Below are 21,457 nucleotides of genomic sequence, written 5' to 3'. Positions count from 1 at the left end.
CACACCATGACCAGCTTGAGCAAATCAGCCCCGCCGGGCGCGATGGGCAGCGGCATGCCGGGCGCACCCGCGAATGGCGCTGCGGTGGACCTGCGCACCTGGGTCGCGATCGCCGCCGGCATGCTGGGCGCCTTCATGGCGGTGCTCGACATCCAGATCACCAATTCGTCGCTGCGCGACATCCTCGGCACGCTGTCGGCCACGCAGGAAGAAGGCTCGTGGATCTCCACCGCCTACCTGTGCGCCGAGATCGTCGTGATCCCGATGACGGCGTTGTTTACCCGCGCCTTCGGCATGCGCAACTACATGATGGGCACGACCGCACTGTTCCTCGTGTTCTCGACGCTGTGCGGCGCGGCCTGGAGCCTCGAGAGCATGATCGTGTTTCGCATGCTGCAAGGCTTCACCGGCGGCGCGCTGATTCCAATGGCGATGATGCTCGTGATGACGCGCCTGCCGCCCTCCAAGCGCGCAACCGGCATGGCCATCTTCGGCCTGACCGCAACGCTGGCGCCGGCGATGGGTCCGACGCTGGGCGGCTATCTCACCGAGCTGTATGGCTGGCCGTCGGTCTTCTACATCAACTGGGTGCCGGGCGTGCTGCTCATCGCCGGCATGATGTGGGGGATGGATTCGGAGAAGTCCAACGTCCGCACGCTGATCAAGGCCGACTGGCTCGGCATCGGGCTGATGGCCATGGGCCTGGCCTGCCTGACGATCTTCCTCGAAGAAGGCAACTCGAAGGACTGGTTCGATTCGAGCTTCATCGTGACCTTCGCCGCGCTGTCGCTGACGGGCATCCTGGGCTGGATCGCGCTCAGCTTTACGCGGCCCGATCCGTTCGTGAACCTGGCGCTGTACGGCCAGCGTAACTTCCTGGTGGCGACCACGCTGTCGGCGGTGATCGGCATGGGGCTGTATGGCTCGGCCTACCTGCTGCCGCTGTACCTGGGCCAGATCGCCGGCTACACGCCGATGCAGATCGGCGAAGTGATCGCCTGGGTCGGCCTGCCGCAACTGCTGGTGATGCCGTTCGCGGCCAAGCTGTCCTCGAAAGTGGACAATCGCATCCTGTGCAGCTTCGGCCTGTTCATGTTTGGCATTTCGTGCATCATGAATTCGTACATGGATGCGACCACCGGCTACGACCAGTTGATGTGGACGCAGGTCGTGCGCGCGATCGGCCAGCCGTTCGTGATGCTGACGCTGTCGAACTTTGCCATGTCCGGCCTGCCGCCGCGCGAGATGGGTTCGGCCTCGAGCCTGTTCAACATGACGCGCAATCTTGGCGGCTCGGTCGGCATCGCGCTGCTGGCCACCACGCTGACCAACCGCGAACACTTTCACTCGGCGCGCCTGGGCGAGGCCGTGTCGACCTATGCGCCGGCCACGCAGGAGCGGCTCGACATGCTGACCCAGGCCTTCATCGCCAAGGGCATTGACCCGGCGGCTGCGGCCAACCAGGCGCTGGGCGTGGTCGACCGCCTCGTACGGCGTGAATCGTATGTGATGGCCTACAACGACGGCTTCTGGATCATCGGCATGATCCTGCTCGGCTGCATCGCGGCGATCTGGATGGCCGACAAGGTCAAGTCGCCCGGCGGCGGCGGCGGTGGCCACTGAACCCGCATTCAATTGAAGAGACAAACCATGTTCAAGCCTGTACTTAACGGCGTCCTCGCGATCGCCATCAGCACCCTGTTCGCCGGCTGCACCACACTGGGCCCGGATTTCAAGGCGCCGCTGGCACCCGCCGATGCGGCATTCCGCCATGTCGACGCCAGCACGGACGGCGCGCGCCTGCCGGCCACCTGGTGGCAGGTGTTTGGCGATGCAACGCTCGATACGCTGGAGACGCGTGCCTTGCGCGACAACCCGGGCGTCGAAGCGGCAGCCCAGCGCCTGCTGCAGGCGCAGGCGCAACTGGGCGTCGTGCGCGCAGGGCAGTTGCCGTCGGTGTCGGTGGGCGCGGGCTTGTCCAATGCCCGCACGTCGAGCGAGACGTCGCAGGGCCTGGCCCTCGGTGGCCGCTCGATCGAAGGCAATAACTACAGTGTGGCTGCGTCGTTCTCGTATGAGCTCGACCTGTGGGGCCGCGTGCGTCGCATCGTCGAAGCCAGCGACGCGCAGGCACTGGCTGCGCAGATCGATCGTGACGGCGTGCTGCTGATGCTCTCGGGCCAGGTGGCGTCGAACTACTGGCAGTTGCGCGGGCTGGACGCCGAGCTGGCGATCCTGCGCGACGCGCTGGCCACGCGGCGCGAATCGCAGGATCTGATCGAAGCGCGCTTCAATGCCGGGCTGTCGAACGAGCTGGATGTGTCGCGCACCCGCATCGAGCGCGCCAACGCCGAAGCCGACCTGCACGAAGTCCAGCGCCAGCGCAACCTGGTCGAACACGCGCTGGCCACGCTGGTGGGCGCTTCGCCCACTGCGCCGCTGCTGCCCGAGACGGCGGCCGGCGCATTGCCGCAGCCACCAGCGATCCCGGTGGGCCTGCCGGCCAGCCTCGTGGGCCAGCGCCCTGATCTTGCGGCCAGCGTGGCGCAGCTGAAGGCGGCCAATGCGCAGATCGGCGTGGCCGAGGGCGCGTTCTATCCGGCGCTGTCGCTGACGGGCAATTTCGGCTATGCGTCGCAAAGCCTGAACGATCTGACCAGCGGTGGTGCACGCCAATTTTCGGCCGGGCCGCTGGCCCTGTCGCTGCCGATCTTCGACGGTGGCCGCAACCGCGCCAACCTGGCGCTGGCGCAGGCGCGCTACAACGAGGCACGCGCGAATCACGACACGCGCCTGCTGACGGCGCTGCGCGAAGTGGAAGATGCGCTGTCGGACGTCGAGCAGCGCCACAAGCAGGGCGATGTGCAGGCGCAGTCGCAGCAGGCGGCGGCGCGCGCACTGCTGGTGGCGCAGGCGCGCTATGACCGCGGCGTCTCGACCTATCTGGACGTGACCGATGCCCAGCGCAGCACGCTGGCCGCCGACCGCGCCGCAGCGCAGATCCGCACCCAGCGCCTGCTGGCAACGGTGGCGGTGGCACGTGCGCTGGGCGGTGGCTGGGAGCAGGGCGCGGCACTGGCTACCGTGCGCTGAGACGTGCCGACCCGTGGTTGTCACGACCAACCACGGGCAGGTGTTGCGTAATGGTGCACACGAGGTGCACACGATTCAGATTTGATTCCAATGGGCAATATCGGGTGATATATTTGCGCTCGCTGAAAGAAAACAGACAGTTTTCTTTGCGACCCACTTATCTCGATCTCCCCATGAAAAACAAGAACCTCACGATCGGCGCCCGGCTGGCTTTCGGCTATGGCGTTGTCTTTTTGCTGATGATTGTCCTGGTTGCGCTGGGCGCGAGCCGCGTGGGGCGCATCGAAAATGTCCTGAATTACATCAATGACGTCAACAGCGTCAAACAGCGCTATGCGATCAATTTCCGCGGCAGCGTGCATGACCGCGCGATCGCCTTGCGTGACGTGGTGCTGGCGGCGGACCCGGCTGGCGCCGCGACCTCCATCGCGCTGATCAAGACGCTGGACGACAACTACGCGCGTTCGGCCGGCCCGCTGGACGCCCTGTTCGCCGAGCGCACCGACATGCTCCCCGAAGAGAAGGACGCGCTGGCCGCCATCAAGGCGCAGGAAAACCTCACCAAGCCGCTGATCGAGCGCGTGGTCGCGCTGCACGCCGCCGGCCAGGGTGCCGAGGCAGCCGCGCTGCTGTCGCAATCGGCCGCACCGGCGTTTACCGGTTGGCTCGCCAGCATCAACCGCCTGATCGACCTGGAAGAAAAACTGAATAACGAAGCGGCCGCCGATGCACGCGCGATGGCCAAGGGATTCGTTGGCTGGATGGCGCTGCTGTGCCTGGGCGCGATTGCCGCCGGTTCGCTGGCAGCCTGGTACACGGCCCGTGGCCTGCTCCGTCAACTGGGCGGCCAGCCGGATTACGCGGCGTCGATCGCCTCGGCGATTGCCGGTGGCGACCTGGGCGTGGCGATCGTCACCCGTCCGGGCGACAATACAAGCCTGCTGTTTGCGATGCAGGGCATGCGCGACAGCCTGGTGCGCATCGTCTCGCAGGTGCGCAACGGCACGCTGGCAATCAGCGCCGTCTCCACCGAAATCGCCGACGGCAACCGCGACCTGTCCAACCGTACCGAACGCCAGACCGGCACGCTGCACGCCACCGCCACGTCGGTCACCCAACTGACCGGCATCGTGCGCCAGAACGCCGAGAATGCACGCCAGGCCAACAGCCTGGCCGAGTCGGCCTCGGCCGTGGCACTGCGCGGTGGTGAGGTCGTCGCGCAAGTGGTCGACACGATGGCGTCGATCAATGAATCGTCGAAAAAGATCGTGGACATCATCGGCGTCATCGACGGCATCGCGTTCCAGACGAATATTCTGGCGCTCAATGCCGCCGTCGAAGCGGCGCGCGCCGGTGAGCAGGGCCGTGGCTTTGCGGTCGTCGCCACCGAGGTGCGCAACCTGGCCCAGCGCTCGGCCGCAGCAGCAAAGGAAATCAAGGTGTTGATCGGCAGTTCGGTCGAGCGTGTCGATGCGGGCGCCGTGCTGGTCGACCGCGCCGGCGCGACCATGGGCGAGATCGTCACGGGTGTGCGGCGCGTCACCGATATCATGGCCGAGATCAGCCATGCGACCGTCGAGCAGAATGCCGGTATCGAGCAGGTCAATGGCGCGATCGCACAGATCGATGAAGCCACACGCCAGAACGCGGCGCTGGTGCAGCAGGCCAGCGGCTCGGCCGCCACGCTCGAGGATGAATCGCAGCGCCTGGCGCAGCTGGTGAGCATCTTCCGGCTGAACGACGGCGCACACGCCGTACAGAAAGCATCAGGCTATCAACCGCATTTGCTTAATTGATTTTTTTGCAAGTGTACGGTGTCGCACAGAGCGGTTGTTGAGGATGGCGTTTAATGGCTACACCAACAACCTAATAAGGGACTTCACCATGAAATCGTTCATCGCCACCTTGATCACCGCCGCTGCCTTCGCCGCCGTTGGTATCGCACCTGCAGCTGCCCAGACCGTCAACAAGGCTGCGCACAAAACGGCCATGGACAAGGCCAAGGCCGACTACAAAGTCGCCAAAGACAAGTGCGACGCCATGAGCGGCAACGCAGAAGACATCTGCGAAGATGAAGCCAAGCTGATGCGTGCCAAGGCCGAGCACGATGCAGCGGTGAAGTTCGACAACACCGGCAACAACGTGATGAAAGCCCGCGGTAACGTCATCGAAGCCGAGTACGACCTGGCTGACGAAAAATGCGACGCCCTGAAAGGCGATGCAGAAGACAAGTGCGAAATGCAAGCCAAGTCGACCCGCGACGCAGCGCGCGACGCCAACAAGGCCAAGTAATTCCTGATGCGCGCCTGGCCGCACCTCACTGCGGTCGGCGCCTGTCATGAAAACGTCGTCCCCGGACTAGTTCTGCGGACGGCGTTTTTGTATCCGGCGTACGTGTGGTCTTGACGCCACAGTTGGCACCTGCCAGGCATGCCGGGCGCAGACACGCCCGATGGGGCAGATGGCGGGCGCTATAATCGCCCGGTGAATAAACTCGAAGCCTTTGGATATATCGCCGCGCAAGCTGTCCGCGGCGAAATCACGTTCCCCACCAGCGTCAATGCCGTGCTGCGCCTGCAGCAGGCGCTCGACAATCCCGATTGCCATATCGATGAGGCCATCAGGCTGGTGCTGGCCGAACCACAACTGGCCGCGCGCACGGTCGCCCTGGCCAACACGGCCGCATTTGGCGGCGGTGGCTCGGTGCCCGTGACCAATGTCCGCACCGCCGTGACGCGCATCGGCTACCGCCGCCTGCAGGCGCTGGTCGCGAGCCTGGTGGTGCGCCAGTTCGGTAACCGTATCAACGATCCGCAGCTGCGTGCCAAGGCCGAACAATTGTGGGAGCACACGACCCACATGGCCGCGATCGCCTATTCGCTGGCGCGGCGCGTGACGGGCGTCAATCCCGACACCGCTCTGTTTGCCGGCATCGTGCACGAGGTGGGCGCTTTTTACCTGCTGGCACGGGCCGACGAATTTCCCGGCCTGCTCGACGACGATGCCGACAACTGGGGCGCGCTGTGCGAGGATGTAGTCAGCGCCGAGGTCATGAAGAAGCTGTCGATTCCACCGGCCGTGTCCGACGCCATTGCCGACATGCGCGGCGGCTGGCTCAATATGCCGCCCGGCACGCTGCTCGACACGCTGCTGATGGCCAATCAATATGCACCGGTGCCATCGCCGCTCGATAGCCGGCGCGAGCCATTGCCGCCACATGGTGAAAACGCAATCGACTTTGTGTTCGATGAAACCACGCTGGCCGAGATCCTGGAAGAAGCGGCCGAGACCGCTCGAGCAATGGGTGGCATCTCGTTGGTGTGATCTGATTTTCTGTGTAAATACAATGTTGGAAGTGATACTATTGATCATTACCAATTCCCACATGGAACTATCGTGATCAAGCTTGGCGTATGTCTGACGGCGTTACTGGCAATGACCGGTGCACACGCGGGTGTGCTCGATATCGGTTCGGTCATGGGCGGCGCAAACGTTTTCACCGCGGGCAGTTTTACGGCCAATTCAAGCGATGTTGAAGGCGCCATCGTTTCGGGTGGCAATGTCTCGATCGCCAATTACGCGGTCAACCAGAACGGCAAGGCTGCGTATGGTGGCTACGCGGTGGCCGCGGGCGGCAATCTGTTCCTGCAAAATGGCGCGATCAGCAATGGCAAGACCTATGCCGGCGGAACGACCACGCTGAACAACGCGGCGCAGACGCCTGCTACCACCATCAGCCCTGTCGACTTTGTCGCTGCAGCCCAGCAGTTCAGGGATATTGCCAGCGGCCTGAGCATGCTCGCATCCACCGGCACGATCACACGCGAGTACAGTGCCAACAAGGTCACCGGCAGCGGCAAGGGTGGCGTCGACGTGTTCAACGTGAATGCCGACTTTTTCAACGGCGGCAATAACTGGATGCTGACTGGCCTGAGTGCAGGTCAGACGCTGATTTTCAATATCAGCGGCAAGCAGGGCGGGTTCAATGGTGGCAATATCGGCTTTGACCCATTGAGCGGCTACAACGTGCTGTTTAACTTCTATGAAGCCGAATCGATCAACGTCAAGGGCATCATCGGGAGCGTGCTGGCGCCGTATGCCACAGTTGAAAATGGCTGGGGCGTGATCAATGGCCAGGTCATTGCCAATACGTGGAACTCGAGCGTCCAGGTGAACTCGAACCATTACTTCAAATCGGTCGAGGTCGCGGGCTTCGAGCTCGTCAAGGACGTGCCGCCGACCGATGTGCCCGAGCCGGGCACGCTGGCGTTGATGCTGGCCGGCGCCGCAGGTGTCGTCGGCGTTGGCGCTTCGCGCAGGCGCCGCCTGCGTGAAGCCTGCGCCTGAATCGACCTGGCCGTTACGCTGGCGGCGAGGTCGCCGGCTGCGCTTCGCCCAGCATGCGCTCGACCGTCCGGGCCAATTCGCGTGCCTTCCAGCGGCGACGCGTCAGCATCAACGCCGTCAAGACCACGCCGCATAATGCCATCGCTGCCGCGACCCACTGCGGCGCCGTGTAGGCAAAGCCAAGCGTCAGCGGAATCCCGCCCAGCAAGGCGCCCAGCGCATTGCCGACATTAAAACCCGCCTGGCCCAGCGACGAGCCCAGCATCTCGGCTTCGCGCGAATGCTCGATCAGGAGCACCTGCACCGGCGGACCAATGGCCAGCGCATTGGCGCCAGTCAGGAACGCCAGCACCACCATCGCAATCTTCGACTCGGCCATCAGGCCATTGCACAGCAGCAGTACCACCATCGAGACCATCAGGATCAGCAGGGCTGGCAGCGGATGGAACTTGTCGGCCAGATAGCCGCCAAACTGCACGCCGACCGTCATGCCCACACCAACCGCCGTCATGATCAGCGGCAGCGCACCCGTGCTGAAGCCCGTGACGTCGGTCAGCAGCGGCGCGATATAGCTGAACCACGCGAAGAAGCCGCCAGTGCCGATCGACACGATGCCCAGGGCTAGCCACAGATCCAGGTGCCGGAAGATGCGCAGGTCTTGCATCAGGCCCGTACGTTTGCCTGGCGCGATCGGCGGCACCCACTGGTACAGGCTCCACATGGTCAGCAAGCCAATGACCGCGACGATCAGGAACACCATGCGCCAGTCGAACGCATGGCCGATCCAGGTGCCGAGCGGCACGCCCAGCACATTGGCCAGCGTCAGGCCGGTAAACATCATGGCCATCGCCGCCGCCGTCTTGCCCGGCTCGGCCAGGCGGCTGGCGACGACCGCGCCCACGCCAAAGAAAGCGCCATGCGGCAAGCCGGCCAGGAAGCGCGACGCCATCATCGTCTCGAAGTTCGGCGCGAACGCCGACATCGCGTTGAACACGGCAAACATCAGCATGAACCAGATCAGCACGGTGCGCGGCGGACGGCCGGCGACAATCGTGACGAGGGTCGGCGCGCCGACCACGACACCGAGCGCGTAGGCGGTGATGAGGTAGCCGGCTTGCGGGATCGTGATCTGCAGACCACGGGCGATATCGGGCAGGATGCCCATCATGACGAATTCGGTCATGCCAATGCCGAAGCCGCCAAGGGCGAGGGGGAGTAGGCTTTTCTTGATCACAGGGGAGGTGGTTGTACTGCGGTGGAAAATGATCCCTGCCGTCGGAGGAATTTGCGGCCGGGTCTGCCACTATACCGGCTGCACGACTAAACGTCCGCTCACGAGTCGTGATGACAGGTATAGGGCGCCCGAATGGGCCGGCTCAGGCGGGCAGTGGTTCGTCGTCGTCCGGCGGCCACACAATGCGGCCATGGCCCACGTCGCCCAGTCGCGCGCGGATGCCGGCGGCGTCGCTTGCCGGCAGGCTGAACGTGAACTGCACGTCGTCGCCATGCGCTACCTCATCGAGCGTGGCGCCGGCCGCATCGAGCTCGCGCCGGAGCATTCCTTCCATCGCATACGGCGCGCTGCAGCGCAGCTGGCGCAGCTTGATGATCGGAATCTTCGGCGCGCCGAGCAGCGCCTGCGCGACGCTGTCGGTATAGGCCCGCACGAGGCCGCCCGCGCCAAGCTTGACGCCGCCGAAGTAGCGCACCACCGTGGCCAGCACGCCATCGAGATCCTGGTGGCGCAGCACATCGAACATCGGCCGCCCGGCAGTGCCACTCGGCTCGCCATCATCGACCGCCGCCGACTGGCCGCCGGCCAGCAGGGCCCAGCAAACATGCGCCGCACCAGGATGCTGCGCGCGCAGCGCCGCCACGACCTGCTGCGCGCCAGCACGGTCAGCCATCGGCTGCACGCACGCGATGAAGCGGCTTTTCTTGATGATCAGTTCGTGGTGGACGGCGCTGGCAATGGTCTGGGGCATGGGGCGCGCAGTAAAAGGACAACGAAAACGACAACGCCAACCCGAAGGTTGGCGTTGTCGTTGAATCTTTGGTAGGCCGTGCGGGATTCGAACCTGCGACCAACGGATTAAAAGTCCGCTGCTCTACCAGCTGAGCTAACGACCCGAAGAAGACGAGATTATAGCGGCACTTGGCAGATTTACCAAGTGCTTCCGCTCATTCTTTCTTTTTGTCTATGTCAGCGTGGTACTCGTCGCCTTGTTCTTCGGCGTGTTGTTCGCCTTCTTCCGAGACATCTTCGCCTTCGATGACCTTGTCTTCAGCCTGCACATCGTGCATGGCGTGCGGCTCAAGTTCTTCGGCGCTGACGTTCATTCGGACGAACAGGCCCCAGGTGGCAAGCAGGGCGGCAGCAGCAACACCAATCGACGCAGCGTGCGGCAAGTATTCCGGGCTGCCATGGACGAACTGGAACACACCGATCAGGCACTCGACCGACAGGGACACGACGACCACGATCAGGAAGCGCGACAGGAAGCGACGCACGCGGGTAGGCGAGCTGATGTTGGCTTCGCGCTGGATTTCTTCTTCCAGCACGGTCTGGCCAAGACCGAGCGCGGCAACGGCGATGGTCAGCATGCCAATGCATTCAAGAATGAGGTCGAAGCGTTCGCGGGCAACGGTATCGGCGGAAGGACTGAGGGCAGACCAGATTTCGACGCCAGCCAGCACGACGAGGCCGATGCCGCAGGCGAAGAACAGGATGACGATGAACACGTAACCGAGTTCGAAGAGTTTTGTTATGGCTTTCACGGGGGAGCGGTGGTTGTAAAGATGCGAGACTTTAGCACCAAATGTAAAGCGGGTTATGTTCGTGAGAAGCGTGTTGTCGGGTACTTGAGACATCAGCGGACGCTCGATACAACATCGTTCACAAAGGCGTCACGATCACTCATCACGCCTTCGTGAAGCATCGACTAGCGCAGACTGGCAGCCAGCGTTCCGATCACGAGGACGTGATCAATCGGCGGCGACGCGCGGCCAGAAGACCAGTCAGGCCCAGGGCGAGCAGTGCGACGCTATCTGGTTCCGGTACTTCTGCAGCCTGCACCACCTCGAAATTAAACGTTGTCACGTTACTGTTGAAGCCGAAGCTGACGTTGTCGACAAAGCCTCTGAACGTGCCATTCCAGCCAGAGCCGATACCGAATTCAATCCCCAGAATGGCAGTGCCAGCACCAAGTCGGTCGGCATTGGTAGGTTGATTGCTGCCAGATGCCCAGTCTGCCAGCGTTACGCCGTAAGACTCCACAGTGAATCCCGGCGAGAACTGGCGCTGCCACAGATTCGCTGTCATCAGATCACTATTGACCCATTGGTCGCTGACGACCGAAGCAACGTTCGGGTTGTACACCTGCTCGAAAATCAGGTAGCCCTGGTCTGCCGATGTCATAGCGCTGCCGTCCGCATCGTAGAGCAGGCGAAAGGCCGGCATTACGCCGCCAGCGCTGCTCGCGCTGCTGCGATACCAGTCGTAGCTCATTGAGGTCAGGCTGCCCAACGTGCGCGTGCTGTCGAAGCCCCAGGTATAAGCATAGTCGGCTTTGCCAGTACTGTTTGTCAGCGACATCTCGACCGAGCCGTTGCCGTTACGCGGATTGTTCGTTGTGATGCCTGCGCTGGTGGTCGATGTGTAGCCATTCGACGTGCCACGGTAGTTCGACAAGTTCCACTGGTTCAAGCCGCCGCCGTTCAGGTCGGAAGGTAGTACGGTGATGTCGGCAGCAAAGGAATTTGCACTGCCCAGTAAGGTTGCGGCAGCGATAAGTGTGTGCAGTTTAGTCATATGTCTCTCTCAGTATGTTTTACGAGGCCTCGAATGGGCTGTGAGAGAGCTGTAGCAATAACCGCACCTGTGCCTTTAACAGGCAAAATAAATCACGTAATCAATGATTTATGCCTAATGGTTAGCCTAATTAGGATGTGCGTCAATACGCGTTGTAAGGAAAGTCGAAAAAAAGGGGCGGCTAATCCGGAGCAGATCGCTAATCTCCGCAGCGCAGACAGCAAAAAGCCCACAAACGTGAATTCGTGGGCTTCTTATGTATCTTGGTAGGCCGTGCGGGATTCGAACCTGCGACCAACGGATTAAAAGTTCCTAGATCATCCTCTATTGTCTAGTGCATTCCTGGCGCTACCGAATCCATTGCAGTAGGGACTTCCTTGCCGCAGTTGAATCATTGCGAATTTCTCTTCCGATTCCGTTCTTCTCGACCTTGACGGCGATGGATGCCTCTTGACCTTCATGTATCTGGCCACGACCAGAGGGCGACCAGACGCCGGCTTCGATGCTGTTTGTGGTGTCTGGATGGCAGCTGCCCGACGATACGGCGCGGCGTCTGACAGCAGCAGTACCGCCTTCCTGATTAAGGTGAAAAACGCCTGCTCGATCCACATAATCAACCTGCTCACCGGCAACGGCACCCAGTTTAGAGGCCGCTTCACGAGCAAGCAGAAACATCCGGTGACCGGCAACCGCTCCCCTGCCGGCAAGCATGTGTTCGACGTGCTGCGCAAGGACCTCGCCATTGAACACCGCTTCATTCCGCCATGCCACCCACAGACGAATCGCATGGTCGAGCGCTTCAACGGCCGCATCAGCAACACCGTCGGCCAAACACGATTCGGCTCCTCTGCCGAGCTTGTATCGACGCTGCGCAACCACCTAAAACTCTACAACAACAACATACGGCAGCGCGCGCTCGATCATAAAATGCCGATCCAGGCACCCAAGGAACGGCAGGACAAAAAGCCGGAATTATTCATAAAACGTGTCTACAACCAAGCGTGTTTTGACAGCTAAAGTATCAACCAGAGACGTCCGTTTGCCTGCGTGATCAATTCGAGCCGGTTTCTCCGGCCGATTTACGAGCGAATAAATGCTTCTGTTGCAATTCACGGTATGCAATACTGTGAGCGTTTCGCATAGTTAATTTAGCAAGCGACAAGGTCGAACATCCTGTTGGCCGGGAGTGTCTGATTGGTCGCTACGTTACTGGATTAACATTCGAATGGAGGGGCCGGCGGTGCATCGATGGGCGCGGACGCTGGCATCGCTCGACATCGAACAGCTTGCGATATGTCCGCTGCATTCTGCGTGTTTTCGGTCTTAAAGGAATTGAACAATGGATGGTATCCACTCCTCCTTCATCGGTATTATTTTGCTGACGTTGGCAAGGCGCCCGCATCGAGCATTTTCGCTGGTGTTGCTCGACCGCGAACTGACCAATAAATGGCCCTACTGGCATAGCGTAGAGGACTACAGGTTTTATATTGAGTTCCGTAAAGCTCTCTTGCATGACAGAATCGGCGTAATAGCCCGCCACCTGCGCGCAATGTCTCTGCTCGGGTTGGCCCAAAATATTGATGCGCCGGAGGGGGATGTCGACGGTCTGGCAGCCACGTGGGGTGTGGTCAATCATTCCGCCCTGAACGAAAGGTTTCCCGAGGACGGGCGGAACGGTCCGGGAGGCGGAGAAGGCCGGGGCGGCAGTGACGGCGGCGGTGGCGGCAGCGATGGCAACGGCGCAGGAGATGGTGGAACATCTGGCGGAGGCGTTCGCGAGGTACTTGGCCATCCTTATTTATTTGCACTGCCAAATCAGGAGTTCACCAATCTCGTCGATGGCATGTTTAATGGACCGGGGGCCCCATGAGCGGAAGTGAGAAACGTATTGAGGAGATCGACTGTTTGAGCCTTCTGGCACATAAGGTTGCATCGAACGTTTTCGATCTTTCCAGTCGTCAGTTCAATGTCAGCATCCGCGATCAACTCGTACGCGCTCAGCAACTGATAACGGACTTGAAACAAGCTCATCCGGAGTCCAGATCGCTGCTCATTGTCGGCATGGGCGCTGCGGGAATGACGGCCGCACTTGCTGCATGCGAAGCTGGTTTCGACAAGGTGCGCATTGTGGACACGAAGGATCAGCCATTTAGCTTGTTCCGCAACGTAAAAGGGCGTTTCGTTGGCCCGTACATGTACGAGTGGCCAAGTGCGTTTCACGGCAATCAGTCCTACCCAAGCCATGACACTGCGGCTTGGGGTGGCTATGGCCGATCGCCCTTGTCTTGGGAGGCAGAGCATCCCATCAGCGCCGACGAGTTGGCGGAACAACTGACGCAATCGGTACAAAACTGGATAGCGACAGCGCTGAAATTTAATCCGCCGTTACCAATCCCGGCGTTCTACGTCAATGTGGGACCGAGACAGATTGGCAGCTTCGTCAAGGATTTTGCGCAGCGTGAAGCGGTCCGTGCGATCGAGGACGAGCATGGCGCCTATCAAAGCGAAAAGGTGCTGTTGGGATCGATGGGGGCCGGAGCCGTGCCCTGGAACGGTTTGGCGGCGATGCCGGCGCAGCCGTTTGCGCCCGACTACGTCATTATCGCTGCAGGCATGGGGACGGAAGTCGTGCGCGTGCCCGGTGCTCTTCAACCAGCGTCACCATCGTTTTGGGCCGACGATGATCTGAAATCGCCTGCAGTGACCAAAGGGCGTATCGTGGTACTCGGAGGAGGGGATGGTGCTATCCAAGACACCTTGCGGATTCTCACCCGCCATGATCACCCACTCTCGCTAATACGGGACATCGAATCCGCACCGGCAGTGCGGGGCGCTCTGCAGGATGAGCTACCTGCGCTGCTGAGCATTGACCGGCAGCTGCGACAGCACGGATCGTGGTCTCGCGACAGTTCAGGTTTGGCAATGGCCGATGCTGCATGCAAGCGAGCAGCGGCGCGTCTTGCGTGTAACCTAGCGGTGGTGCGACAGGTCCGCAAGACCTTGCGTCCCGGCACTGGACAGGTGCTCCACATCGTCCGTGGGCAGCACTTTGATAAAGCCTATTTGCTCAATCGGTTCGTGATCTATTTGTTGGAGCAATGTTTGAGCGTTAAACCAGGCCGGTCGACGCCGTACATGCGCTTTAAGCTGTCCTTTGGTGTCGATGTTAAACGCTGCGTCGATAGGCGCCGAAAGGCCAAGGGATATAAAGCCGCTTGGACGCTCGGACTAGGCAGGCCGGCGTCGAAGTCGGCAAATAGGTCGATTGATGCAGACAAGGTGGTTGTACGGTTTGGCGTTGATCCTTCGTCCATCCCTGGCGCAACCATGATTCAAATAAGCGAGCGCGTGTCACGGCAGCGCTCGACGCTAACGCGAGTTGAATTGCCGTTTGTCGCAATGGGGCGCAAGCGCGCATGAATGCCAGCGTGAAGTGGGGGCGCTTACGCGGAGGCCCGCCACTTCGGTGTCGGAGTATTCACTCTCTTTTGACTTTGCCTCTTCCGGATGGACGGAAATCCCATCAATCAGCTTTTTCTTGAAGCGGAATTGTTTGTTCATTGTTTGCGCTCCTATAGCGGTCTCGTTGGTTGGTTAATGGTGGTGTGTTTGGTGTCCCGGGAAGTTCGAATCCGTGGATCTGCGAGTAAGGGGCGGTTTGCTTCGTTGATGCGTGCTGCCGCGCCTCGCGCATTCAGGTGCGGACTCTCTCGACGCGGGGATGGGGGGCTGGTCCATTTCTGGTCCAAGGCGCTTTGCTTGGGGCGTTGCGTGGAGCGGGGAGATCTGCGTCTGCACGCCCTGCACACTCTTGGACGGATTTAACCGGGTTGGCAGCGCGGAAGATTTACGCTCTTGGGCAACTACAGATTTATGGCTTGCCGCTGCAATCGCGAATGAGCAAGATTTGCTACTTAAACTCCAGCACTTTGATGTATCTGACTATATTTATGGGCTATGGAGTCAGGATCAAATTGACGCGGCAAAAGAGCGTGATGCGCTAGAGCGGTAGCGAAGAAGAGAACCTCCAATTTGCCGACGGCACATTGGGGTCCTGTTGTCGCTAGAAGTTCAACTGCTCCGGAGGCAGTCCTTCTGGCGGCTGTACATAGAAAACGAACTGCAAATGTGGGGTGATGACTTCCTGTTTGGAGGCACAGCACTCTCCGAATCCAGTACCTGATCCGCAAGGACATGTAGCTGATGGCAGCAGATGAGCTAGTGCTTCGATGGGTACCGTCCGCGTCTGAATCTCTTTGTGCCAGCCGTGGTAGGGAGAAATCAGCCGGTCTACCGCAAACTTGACGATGGAGTAGTCATAGTGGTCGCGATGCCCTGAGCCATCTTCGGACGAAAGGAACGCCACAGAATATTTCTGTACCGGATTCTCTACCGCAGAAATGGAGAGCAATTTAAGCTCTACAACGCGGTGATAGCACTGTTCTCCGTCGTAGATTTCCCCCTTCTCATGTCCGCAAGGATTTCGTAGCGATACCTTGGCGCCACAAGTACTACATTCAACACGCTTCTTGAGAAATTCGGGGCTAAAAAAGATCGCATATGGGTAAATTGACTGCCACCTAGCCACCATCGTTTCGATGTAGCCTATCCGTTGGAGATCGTCTGGGCTCGGCGTGTAGTGCCTTTTTATCGACGCCACGATAATCTCACACTGCTCTAACTCGCACCATGCTTCGTAAAATCTCTCATTTTTCATGAGCTCGAACGAGTCCTCGAAGCTAAGCTGAGCGCGCGCTATGGCTTCTGCTTGCCAGCACAGCTTCGCTTCGTCCTGATCACCCGCGGACACCGCTGCGGCCTTTGCGGAGGCTATCTGTATAAGGAGGTCAGGCGAGCGGGCGTCGGCGGATGGGGTTTCTGGGCGTTCGAGCCGTTGGATGGCCTCGCTGGCCGCTAATAACCCATTCAGGAGAAGGGGCCGCGCATGGTGGCGGAATTCTTGCGGAACGTTATCGTCAGCCGCCATATTATGCCCCATCGTCTGCGGTATCTTGGAGCTCGATCTCAGCAGGGGACTTCCTGGCACTTGATTGCGTATTCGAATCAGCTGCAGGCTTCGCAGTCATGCATTCGTGGGATAGTTCGCTAACTTTATCCACGACTGAATTGAAGTCCTTCGCGTCACCTTTGAATCCTATGTGCATTGAGCGGCATTGGTGATCCTCGATAACGACGCTCATTTCGATTGTGTCAGAAGGCTTCGCCTTGAGCTCATCATAGATGTAGCTGGAAAGTAGATTTATTAGTAATGGTGCTAACGCGACGCTTACAAAAATCGTACAGAATCTAAAACTTGCACCATGTAATGCGAGTTCCAGGTATTCCTCGTCATCGGCCAGCACTTCGACTTTCGCTTGCCCGGCCATCTTTTTTGCGAGGAAACGGGCAAGCGAGGCTGTGTCTTGGTGGAACGCGAACGGAATTCCTTCGCGGAAATCTTTCAGGGGAACGATGAGTAAATCTGCACTTGAGACTTCTGCAAGATTGTTATGTGCAAGACCCTGACCCAGCCAGAAAAAGCGGTCCTGAACGGTCTCGTTGACTTCGATTTGGATATCCATAGGTACCCTGGTAATCCCCCCACAGAAAGAGCGCGTTTAGAAGTAGAATTTTCTACTTAAGAACAGAAAGCTCTACATGAAGACGTCCCGTTTTACCGACAGCCAGATCATTGTAGTGGTCAAGTAATTTCGGACACAACGATAAGTTCTTTCTCTGCCATTGCGCGTTCATAGACGCTGGGCGGCAGATTGCCCAATACAGAATGCAAGCGCTCGCAGTTGTAGAAGCCGACGATGTAGTTGGCCACATCAAGCTTGGCTTCGGCTTGGTTCGCATAATTGCGCTGCCAGACACGCTCCATCTTTAAATTTAAGAAGAAGCGTTCAGCGACGGCGTTATCCCAGCAGTTGCCTTTGCGGCTCATGCTGCAAACGAAGCCATGCTCGGTCAACAACGCTTGGTACTGGTCGCTTGCATATTGGCTGCCGCGGTCGGAGTGGACGACCAGTCCGGCCGCTGGTCGCCGAGCTTGGATCGCCATACGCAAGGCATCGCAAACCAAGGCAGCTGGCATGCTCGGCGCCATTGCCCAGCCCACGACTCTGCGCGAGAACAGGTCGAGCACGACAGCCAAGTAGAGCCAGCCTGCGCCAGTACGGATGTACGTGATATCCGAGGCATAAGCCTGATTCGGCGCTGCCGGGTTGAACTGTCGGGCAAGGACGTTCGGCGCAACCGGCAGGGCATGCTTACTGTCGGTTGTGTGTACGAATTTGCGCTTCCAGACTGGCTTCAGGCAGGCCTGTTGCATCAGGCGGCGCACCTTGTAACGCCCGACCTGCAGGCCTCTGTTGGCCAGTGCCGTGACAAGCCGACGGCTGCCGTAACTTTGGCCGCTGCTCATGAACGCGGCACGCAAATGCACGCTCGCTTTGCAAAACATCGGCGCAGTTGCACGACGCTTGGCTTCGTAAAATCCAGCCCGGCTAACACCAAGGAGACGACAGGTTTGTGCGACAGGTACGGCCTTCGTTTGCAGCTCATCGATGAGCCGATAGCTCATTTGAGCTCGCGGGCAAAGAAGGCCGATGCCTTTTTTAAGACGTCCACATCACTACGAAGTTGACGGTTTTCCTGCTCCAACTGACGGATTCGCTGCTGCTCAGCCGTCAACGGTTTGCCAATGCCTGGCTGGCCTTGTTGCTCGGCCTCGTACTGTTCCATCCAGCGACGGATCGCGGTAACGCCAATGTCCATCGTCTGGCTGACGTGCGAAATGCTGAGGCCTTGTTCTGTGATCATTCGAACGACCTCAAGCTTGAAGCTAGGGTCAAAATTGCGGCGCTGCCTGGTCATGTAAACTCCTTCGAAGGTGAATTATCCACCTATCGAGGTGTCCGGAGACATTAGACCACTACACATCGCCATCCTCAAGCAAGCCGAAGGCGGCAGCCCGGTCCCTGAGCTGTGCCGCGAGCACGGCATCAGCAACGCCACGTTCTACAAGTGGCGGTCCAAGTTCGGCGGCATGGACGCGTCGCTCATGGCGCGCATGAAGGAGCTCGAGGACGAGAACCGGCGCCTCAAGAAGATGTATGCCGAGGAGCGCCTCAAGGCCGAGATCGTTGCGGAGGCACTCACAAAAAAGTGGTAGCGCCATCTCAGCGGCGGGAGATGGCGCAGTGGGCCGTGGCGAACCGGTCAGCCACGATAGGCCTGGCATGCCAGGCATTTCACATCAGTCAGACCTGCTATCGCTACAAGGCCAAGCTCGATGCCGAGAACGGCGTGATCGCGGACTGGCTGGTACGGCTGACAAATAACCAGCGCAACTGGGGCTTTGGACTGTGCTTCCTGTACCTGCGCAACGTGAAGGGCTTCAAATGGAACCACAAGCGCGTCTACAGGATTTACCGCGAGCTCGAGCTGAACCTGCGCATCAAGCCGCGCCATCGGCTGGTACGCGAGAAGCCGCTGCCGTTGGCGGTGCCGACGGCGATCAATCAGTGCTGGTCGATGGACTTCATGCATGACCAGCTTGCCGATGGACGCAGTATCCGGCTGTTCAACGTCATCGACGACTACAACCGCGAAGGCCTCGGGATCGAAGTCGATTTCTCGCTGCCATCTGAACGGGTGATTCGATCGCTCGACCGGATCATCGAATGGCGTGGCAAACCGGACGCCATCCGCTGCGATAACGGTCCCGAATACATCAGCGCGGTGACGCTAGCCTGGGCTGCCAGGCACGGTATCCGCATCGATTTCATTCAGCCTGGCCAGCCCCAGCAAAACGCTTACGTCGAGCGCTACAACAGGACGGTTCGCTATGATTGGCTTGCCCATCACCTGTTTGAAACGCTCGATGAAGTTCAGGAATTTGCCACCAACTGGTTGTGGACCTACAATCACGACCGGCCTAACATGGCGCTCGGCGGTATTACGCCAAAACAGAAATTGGCGCTCGCCGCTTAACCTCTACTTTTAGCGTGCTCTAAAAATGGGGGGATTACCCCCTTCGGGGAAATTTCGATTCGGCAAAGTTTGCAACTATATTAAGGGATAGAGCGACTATTTCAAGTCCTCCCTTTGCACTCGTCGGAAATATCTGCGTACGTAGCGGGAAATGATAGGGTGGGGACGGTGGCCGGTAGTGTTCCGGTGCGACCAGAGAGCGACCAGAAACAAAAAAGCCCACGAACCGAAATTCGTGGGCTTCTCGATAATTCTTGGTAGGCCGTGCGGGATTCGAACCTGCGACCAACGGATTAAAAGTCCGCTGCTCTACCAGCTGAGCTAACGACCCAAGGAGGCAGCATTATAGCGGGCGATCCGGCATCGCGCTAGGCCTCTCGCATAAATTTCTGCGAGGAACTGCTCAAGACAGCGCCGACGTGACCTTCAGCACCTCGTCCGCCGTGGTCACGCCTTCGACCACCTTCATGGCGCCGGCAATGCGCAGCGGCTTCATGCCATCGAGAACACTCTGCTGGCGCAGCGCGACCAGGTCGCCCGCACCCCGCATCAGCTTGCCAAAGCCCTCACTCACGCTCAACAGCTCATAAATCCCGGTCCGCCCCCGATACCCGGTCTGACGGCATTCCGGACACCCAATGGGCCGGTACACAACCGCGGGCTTCGGAATCTTCCACGCACCGCCAACACTGCCCCACACGTCGTCGCTCAACTCGCCACCGGGCGTCTTGCAGGCAGGGCAGAGCGTGCGCACCAGGCGCTGGGCCATCACGCCGATCAGGGTGGCCTCGAGCAGGTAATCCGGCACGCCCAGTTCGATCAGGCGCATGACCGCCGATGGCGCGTCGTTCGTATGCAGCGTCGAGAACACCAGGTGCCCGGTCAGCGCGGCCTGGATCGCCATCTCGGCCGTTGGCAGGTCGCGGATCTCGCCGACCATGATGATGTCCGGGTCCTGGCGCATCAGCGAGCGCACGCCGTCGGCGAACGACAAATCGATCCCCGGCTGCACCTGCATCTGGTTGAAGGCCGGTTCGACCATCTCGATCGGGTCTTCCACCGTGCAGACATTGACTTCGCTCGTCGCCAGCGCCTTGAGCGTCGTGTACAGCGTGGTCGTCTTGCCCGAGCCAGTCGGGCCGGTCACGAGAATGATGCCGTGCGGGCGCTTGGTCAGGCGATCCCAGCGCAGGGCGTCGTCAGCCGGAAAGCCCAGCTCGGGCAATGTCTTGACGACGACTTCAGGGTCGAAAATACGCATCACGAGCTTTTCCCCGAACGCGGTGGGCATCGTCGACAGGCGCAATTCGACTTCCTGGCCGCCGGCGGTGCGGGTTTTGATGCGGCCATCTTGCGGGCGGCGCTTTTCAATGACGTCCATCCGCCCCAGCAATTTGATCCGCGCCGTCATCGCAATCATGACCACGGCCGGCACTTGGTAGACCTGGTGCAGCACGCCGTCGATGCGAAACCGTACGACAGCAAATTCACGCTTCGGTTCCAGGTGAATGTCCGAGGCGCGCTGCTCGAAGGCGTAACCCCACAGCCAGTCGACGATATTGACGATGTGCTGGTCATTGGCGTCGAACTGCTTGTTCGCCTTGCCCATTTCCACCAGCTGCTCGAAGTTGTTGCGCATCGCGACGTCTTGCCCGCTGCTGCGGTTGGCGTCGCGGATCGACTTGGCCAGCGCAAAGAATTGCGAAATGTACTGGGCGATGTCGAGCGGATTGGCCAGCACCAGTTCGATGCGGCGCCGGGCGACTTTCGCGATTTCGGCTTCCCATTCGGTCAGCGCCGGATCGGCCGTGGCCACCACCAGCGTCGTGGCCGTCATTTCCACCGGCAGGATATTGAAGCGCGCGGCGTAGCCGGCCGACATCACATCGGCCACTTTCGTGAAATCGATCTTGAGCGGATCGATGCGGATGAAGGGCAGGCCGACCTTGGCCGCGCACCATTCGGTCAGCACGTCCAGCGTGAGCAGGCGGTTGGGGGGCAGTTCGGAAACCAGCTTGCATTGCGCCACCGCCGTAAGCGGGTGCATCGAGCCAGGCGCATTCTTGAGAATGCCCTGGGCCTGGGCGAACTGGGCCTTGACATTGTCCTTCGTGACGATCCCGTCGGCCAGCAGCCACGAAAAAATCGATTGCAGGTCGAGCTTGCGCAGACTGGCGGGTTTTTGCGGGATGGCGTTCACGGTGGCCC

17 protein-coding genes, 2 tRNA genes and 1 pseudogene are annotated in these 21,457 nt (G+C 60.0%); 10 read left to right on the top strand and 10 right to left on the bottom strand.

Annotated features, from left to right (window positions below):
- Positions 1-6: 6 nt before the first annotated feature.
- The 6 genes from AC1MGT_RS06805 to AC1MGT_RS06780 all read left to right on the top strand — a co-directional run bounded on the left by AC1MGT_RS06805 (position 7) and on the right by AC1MGT_RS06780 (position 7,440).
- Positions 7-1,623: a DHA2 family efflux MFS transporter permease subunit gene (locus AC1MGT_RS06805; RefSeq protein WP_499503542.1), complete on the top strand. Its 1,617-nt coding sequence runs from the start codon at positions 7-9 to the stop codon at positions 1,621-1,623.
- A gap of 27 nt (positions 1,624-1,650) precedes the next feature.
- The gene (locus AC1MGT_RS06800; protein ID WP_499503541.1) at positions 1,651-3,093 is read left to right on the top strand and encodes an efflux transporter outer membrane subunit; all 1,443 of its coding nucleotides are present in this window, start codon (positions 1,651-1,653) and stop codon (positions 3,091-3,093) included.
- Between the two features lie 173 nt (positions 3,094-3,266).
- A complete protein-coding gene (locus AC1MGT_RS06795) occupies positions 3,267-4,889 on the top strand; it encodes a methyl-accepting chemotaxis protein (protein WP_499503540.1) in 1,623 nt (540 codons plus the stop codon).
- 88 nt (positions 4,890-4,977) lie between these two features.
- Complete coding sequence (locus AC1MGT_RS06790; protein WP_332532505.1) at positions 4,978-5,385, top strand: cell envelope biogenesis protein TolA; 408 nt, start codon at positions 4,978-4,980, stop codon at positions 5,383-5,385.
- Positions 5,386-5,577: 192 nt separating this feature from the next.
- Entirely contained in the window at positions 5,578-6,417 is an 840-nt protein-coding gene (locus tag AC1MGT_RS06785; RefSeq protein WP_332532504.1) for an HDOD domain-containing protein, read from the top strand.
- Between the two features lie 111 nt (positions 6,418-6,528).
- Positions 6,529-7,440 carry a choice-of-anchor A family protein gene (locus AC1MGT_RS06780; RefSeq protein ID WP_499503539.1) on the top strand — a complete coding sequence of 304 codons (912 nt, stop codon included), beginning with the start codon at positions 6,529-6,531 and terminating at the stop codon, positions 7,438-7,440.
- A gap of 13 nt (positions 7,441-7,453) precedes the next feature.
- Here AC1MGT_RS06780 and AC1MGT_RS06775 read toward each other — a convergent pair whose 3' ends face one another.
- The 5 genes from AC1MGT_RS06775 to AC1MGT_RS06755 all read right to left on the bottom strand — a co-directional run bounded on the left by AC1MGT_RS06775 (position 7,454) and on the right by AC1MGT_RS06755 (position 11,251).
- Positions 7,454-8,674 carry an MFS transporter gene (locus AC1MGT_RS06775; protein ID WP_499503538.1) on the bottom strand — a complete coding sequence of 407 codons (1,221 nt, stop codon included), beginning with the start codon at positions 8,672-8,674 and terminating at the stop codon, positions 7,454-7,456.
- A 142-nt stretch (positions 8,675-8,816) separates the two neighbouring features.
- A complete protein-coding gene (locus AC1MGT_RS06770; protein WP_499503537.1) occupies positions 8,817-9,425 on the bottom strand; it encodes an IMPACT family protein in 609 nt (202 codons plus the stop codon).
- Positions 9,426-9,494: 69 nt separating this feature from the next.
- A tRNA-Lys gene (locus tag AC1MGT_RS06765) sits at positions 9,495-9,570 on the bottom strand.
- Positions 9,571-9,621: 51 nt separating this feature from the next.
- Positions 9,622-10,218, bottom strand: a complete 597-nt coding sequence (locus AC1MGT_RS06760; protein ID WP_499503536.1) for a hypothetical protein — start codon at positions 10,216-10,218, stop codon at positions 9,622-9,624.
- 193 nt (positions 10,219-10,411) lie between these two features.
- On the bottom strand, positions 10,412-11,251 hold the full coding sequence (locus tag AC1MGT_RS06755; RefSeq protein WP_499503535.1) for a PEP-CTERM sorting domain-containing protein: 840 nt from the start codon (positions 11,249-11,251) through the stop codon (positions 10,412-10,414).
- Positions 11,252-11,791: 540 nt separating this feature from the next.
- On the opposite strand from AC1MGT_RS06755, the pseudogene AC1MGT_RS06750 reads away from it, so the two are divergent.
- The 3 genes and pseudogenes from AC1MGT_RS06750 to AC1MGT_RS06740 form a co-directional block, all read left to right on the top strand.
- Positions 11,792-12,268 (top strand): annotated as a pseudogene (locus tag AC1MGT_RS06750) (integrase core domain-containing protein); the annotation flags it as partial.
- Positions 12,269-12,590: 322 nt separating this feature from the next.
- Positions 12,591-13,121 (top strand): hypothetical protein, encoded by a 531-nt coding sequence (locus AC1MGT_RS06745; protein WP_499503534.1) that lies wholly within the window; start codon positions 12,591-12,593, stop codon positions 13,119-13,121.
- A complete protein-coding gene (locus tag AC1MGT_RS06740; protein WP_499503532.1) occupies positions 13,118-14,671 on the top strand; it encodes a hypothetical protein in 1,554 nt (517 codons plus the stop codon). The genes AC1MGT_RS06745 and AC1MGT_RS06740 overlap by 4 nt, the downstream gene beginning before the upstream one ends.
- A gap of 643 nt (positions 14,672-15,314) precedes the next feature.
- Here the strand turns inward: AC1MGT_RS06740 and AC1MGT_RS06735 are convergent.
- From AC1MGT_RS06735 to AC1MGT_RS06725, 3 genes are all read right to left on the bottom strand, one after another.
- The gene (locus AC1MGT_RS06735; RefSeq protein ID WP_499503531.1) at positions 15,315-16,238 is read right to left on the bottom strand and encodes an SEC-C metal-binding domain-containing protein; all 924 of its coding nucleotides are present in this window, start codon (positions 16,236-16,238) and stop codon (positions 15,315-15,317) included.
- A gap of 1 nt (position 16,239) precedes the next feature.
- Positions 16,240-16,833, bottom strand: coding sequence for a hypothetical protein (locus tag AC1MGT_RS06730; RefSeq protein ID WP_499503530.1), 594 nt, complete (start codon positions 16,831-16,833; stop codon positions 16,240-16,242).
- A 119-nt stretch (positions 16,834-16,952) separates the two neighbouring features.
- Positions 16,953-18,130 (bottom strand): IS3 family transposase gene (locus tag AC1MGT_RS06725; RefSeq protein WP_499500736.1). Its coding sequence is split into 2 segments (ribosomal slippage): positions 16,953-17,863 and positions 17,863-18,130, totalling 1,179 coding nucleotides; the frame shifts between segments, so codons are not numbered across the junction.
- A 31-nt stretch (positions 18,131-18,161) separates the two neighbouring features.
- Here AC1MGT_RS06725 and AC1MGT_RS06720 point away from each other — a divergent pair.
- A protein-coding gene (locus tag AC1MGT_RS06720) for an IS3 family transposase (protein ID WP_499504257.1) occupies positions 18,162-19,249 on the top strand; the annotation gives its coding sequence in 2 pieces (ribosomal slippage) (positions 18,162-18,414 and positions 18,414-19,249; 1,089 coding nt in all).
- A 255-nt stretch (positions 19,250-19,504) separates the two neighbouring features.
- Here AC1MGT_RS06720 and AC1MGT_RS06715 read toward each other — a convergent pair.
- Together AC1MGT_RS06715 and tfpB are read right to left on the bottom strand one after the other, a co-directional pair.
- Positions 19,505-19,580 (bottom strand) — tRNA-Lys (locus AC1MGT_RS06715).
- Between the two features lie 72 nt (positions 19,581-19,652).
- Positions 19,653-21,449: a type IV pilus assembly ATPase TfpB gene (tfpB, locus tag AC1MGT_RS06710; protein WP_499503529.1), complete on the bottom strand. Its 1,797-nt coding sequence runs from the start codon at positions 21,447-21,449 to the stop codon at positions 19,653-19,655.
- Positions 21,450-21,457: the final 8 nt, after the last annotated feature.

Source organism: Telluria sp. BA11, assembly GCF_056680305.1.
The sequence above is the reverse complement of the archived record's forward strand: the minus strand, read 5'-3'. Positions and strand labels throughout refer to the sequence as shown.